Genomic DNA, 3,817 nt, shown 5'->3' on the forward strand with positions numbered 1-3,817 from the left:
ATCGCCGCCAAAGGCGCCCTTCCCCACGCCTCTGCTGGGGCTGCTGCGATATGTGAGGTCTCCGCAGCCCCAACAGAGGCTCCGTCGAGACCGTGGCTGTGACATTTCTAAATTGCGAAACCCTGAGACATTTCAAAGCTGTTGCAACAGACAGACACCGCGCAGGTGGTCTCCTCCGTTTCAGCACGGGCGCTTGAGTGCCTTGCTAAAATCGGGAGAGCCAATAGGCCGTGCAAGGCGCGTGGCAAGTTTCAATGGTGCCGTAGCGGCTTGATCGAAAAATCTTCTGCACCTGCCCTAATGGTCCCCACCCTGGTTGGAATATCGGGTGGCGTTGCCTATGCTGCTGAAGGAGACCCATTTTCATGAGCTACGTTCAGCGCGTCTTGCAGCCCAATGAACAGGTCCGGCACATCTCGTCCATTCATTGGATAGTGTACTGGCCCGGTATTGCGGTTGCACTCCTAGCGGCGGTCGCTTTCTGGCTCAGCGCTACGCAGTTCATGCCGGGAGTCTGGCGGTATACGGGATACGCCCTCGCACTCGTTGCGGCGGTCCTCCTGATTCAGCAATGGTTCCACTCGTGGGTCACCGAGATCGCAGTCACCAACCGACGGGTCATCTACAAGAAGGGCCTCATCCAGCGGGAGACCACCGAGATGAACATGGACAAGGTCGAAAGCGTCCAGATTGATCAATCAATCTTGGGGCGCATGCTCGACTATGGCAACGTGACGATCCATGGCACCGGCGAAGGCTTCAAGACGCTCCGCACCATCGCCAACCCAATCGAGCTTCGAAACAGCATCACGGGAAACGACGCACAGGGCTAACCAGTGACGAGTATGGGAAGCGTCGAACCGAGTTTGCCCAGGCGGCCGGCGTTTCCGAAAGCGGCGGGATCTTTCGGCGGATGAGGACGCGGCCATGCCGCCATGGAAAATCAGGGCAAGGTCTATCAGACGCGCGATGTGGAGCTTTTCGCGAGAGCCAAGACATCATTAGCGAACAACGACCGACTCCAGACGAGTTAGCCAAGGCTCCGCTCTTGACCGGATGATAGCAGCAGGCACGCTGGCGCTATCAACCGATCTGCCCTCTTCATCACGGATCGAATGGCTTTTGAATCGCCTCGGTCCCCATCGCGCTAGCTTTCTCAAGCGTTGCTATATATCGCAAAAATCGCGCTAATTGCGTTATTTCGCAATTTTCCATTGATTTCTAACCGACATGCGCTATATCGCAAAAGTCGAGGGAATTTGCGGAATGTCGCAACGCAGCCACGAGGCCCGTCGCCGGTTAGGTGACCAGATCGAACGGTATCGCGACCAACGTGGGTGGACCCTTCGCGAACTTTCGAAACGCGTCGGGCGCGACCCTGCTCGCCTGAGTGAAATCGAGAGCGGCAGGGCTAATCCATCCATCGACAACCTCGTCGACCTTGGAGAAGCGCTGGGGCTGGAAATCGTATTCGTACCCCGTGAACGCTTAGCTGAGGCACTCGGCTTGGCAGGGAACCGGGCGTCCGCATTACCATCTGTCCCCACGACGCCGTCGAGCCTACTCGACGAGATTTTGATCGAGGGTGATGACGATCCCGAGGACGATGTTGGCCATGCCCCCCGCTGACACGCTGGAAGTCTATCTGCGCCCCGACACACGGCGAGAGCTAAAAATTGGCATAATCGTTCGAGATCGGAGCCAGCGCATAACATCGTTCTTCCCCGACGATGCATATCTCGCCATGGGACCGGTCCGCCCGCTCGTATCGTTGTCATGGACGGGGCAATCCGAGGAAGCCACGATGCAGCGGCTGACTAGGAGAGCGGACAAGATCGGCACGAATGGCTACCTGCCGCCCTTCTTCGACAATCTCCTGCCCGAAGGAGCGCTGCGGGAGCTCGTAGAGAAGGAACTCGGGCATGGCCGCACTGATCACTTCGACGTCCTTGCCCGCCTGGGAATGGACCTTCCCGGCGCTCTCACCGTGCGCCGCGCCACCCAAGGCGGTTTCGTAGACGACGAATCTCCTGCAACAGACTCCCCTTGGCCTAGGAGCCCGTCCCTTCGCTTTTCGCTTGCCGGCGTTCAACTGAAATTCTCGATGAAGGCTCGAAACGATCGCCTGACGCTCCCGATGTTCGGTGAGGAGGTTGGGGACGTTATCCTCAAAGTACCACATAAGAAGTACCGCGACCTGCCGGAGATGGAGCATGCCGCGATGACAATGGTCGCCGCCACGGGGCGACGCGTGGCTCTGACTCGCCTCGTCCCCTCCTCCGCGGTGGAAGGTCTGTCAGAGAATTACCTGGAACACGGGTCGACCTGTCTTGCAGTGACCCGCTTCGACAGAGGGCCCAACGGCCTCCGCGTTCAGATGGAGGACTTTGCCCAGATTACCGGGGCTCTCGGAGATCAGAAATATACGCGGGCAAACGAAGAAACAGTCCTCAACATCGTCCGTCGGTTCGCCACCGACAGTCGAGGGGAGCTCGTGGAAGCCATCGGCCGTTCCGTATGTAACATGCTGATCGGGAACGGCGACGCGCACCTTAAAAACTGGTCGTTCCTCTACCCCGAAGGCGGTGGAATCGCGCTCAGCCCCACCTACGACGTCGTGCCCACCGTCGTCTTTGGCGACGCCGAACTCGCCTTGTCGTTCATGAGAACGAGTAACCCCGATTCGCTCACGCTCCGCCGTTTCGAGCGCGCGGCGAGCCTTCTTGAAGTCCCGTCGGGCGTGGTCATCCACGAAATCAAAAGAACCGTAGAAAGCGCGTTCGCGACCTGGCCTGCGATCTTGAGGGACATGATGCCTTCTCGTGCTGCCGAAGCGATCGTCAACAGAATCAACCGGCTTCCCTTCGTGAAAGAGCTTTTGCCGGATATGGATTTCTCCGTCGCCCCGACCGAGGACGCTACCGTGGCGGCGGGATCATAGGTTGGCTATCGCCTCGTCGAGCTAGCACCGGTCCAGCAGGCCTCATGCAGGTGGACCTCCACGCGCCGGGCGGGCTGCTTCGCGCGGACTGCAGAGTGCGTGAAAATATGGACAGAGGTCCGAGCCGACGATGTGCGGCAGGGTCTCGAACTGGTGGAACGGCGGAGGCGAGGACAGGGTCCATTCCAGCGTCGTTGCACCTTCGCCCAGGGAACCAATCGGCCGGGCGCAATCACCTTGGCTCCCAATTAGCGACATCGACGCTTAGGCTCTCAATGGCTGAACCAATTGTAGAGACACAAAGCTCCGTAGCCCATGAGCATAAGCCACGCGATGACAACTATAAACAATACTGTGGCAAATGAACCCCCTCGAACGCGAGGTGGATATTCATTGAAGGGCGGCTGACCGCCGTTGACCCCCCTGGTTTCAGCAGCGTCAAGCGGCCGGTCATGCCGATCGATTGCTGTCATTGGGCTCTCCGTTCCGCTCCGGGCAAACCCATCGGGCTGATGCAGCAGCACTGTCGCCGTGCACGCTATCGAAAGAAGGCGAGCAAAATGATGATCGGCAGAGGAATTCCCAACATCCAAAGAAGTATGCCGCGGCCCATGGTCTGTCCTCCTGTTTTGTCGAGCTTGAACCAACGACAAGCAGGAGTGTTCCCGGGGCTCGTCAGTCCCGCCTGGAACTATTTGGCTCCGCCGTCTGTTCATCCGACGTCACATATGTGGCGGTGCATCGGGAGAGTCTCATGAACGGCGTCATCTACATCGTTGGCCTCATCGTGGTCGTGTTGGCCATTCTTTCATTCCTTGGTCTTCGGTAGGAGGCTGCATCATGTCCGTGAGCGCACCCAACGTGGTCGTCGTTCCC

Annotated in this window: 3 protein-coding genes; all 3 read left to right on the top strand. The window is 58.7% G+C overall.

From position 1 onward, the window contains the following. Positions 1–365 precede the first annotated feature (365 nt). Complete coding sequence (locus tag AB4118_RS33885) at positions 366–833, top strand: PH domain-containing protein (RefSeq protein ID WP_441493879.1); 468 nt, start codon at positions 366–368, stop codon at positions 831–833. A 397-nt stretch (positions 834–1,230) separates the two neighbouring features. After that, positions 1,231–1,629, top strand: a complete 399-nt coding sequence (locus AB4118_RS33890) for a helix-turn-helix domain-containing protein (RefSeq protein ID WP_441493880.1) — start codon at positions 1,231–1,233, stop codon at positions 1,627–1,629. Further along, entirely contained in the window at positions 1,616–2,941 is a 1,326-nt protein-coding gene (locus AB4118_RS33895) for a type II toxin-antitoxin system HipA family toxin (RefSeq protein ID WP_441493881.1), read from the top strand. Before AB4118_RS33890 ends, AB4118_RS33895 begins: the two co-directional genes overlap by 14 nt. Positions 2,942–3,817 lie beyond the last annotated feature (876 nt).

Origin of the sequence: Allobosea sp. 2RAB26 (assembly GCF_052115465.1) — a bacterium.
Lineage (GTDB): Bacteria > Pseudomonadota > Alphaproteobacteria > Rhizobiales > Beijerinckiaceae > Allobosea.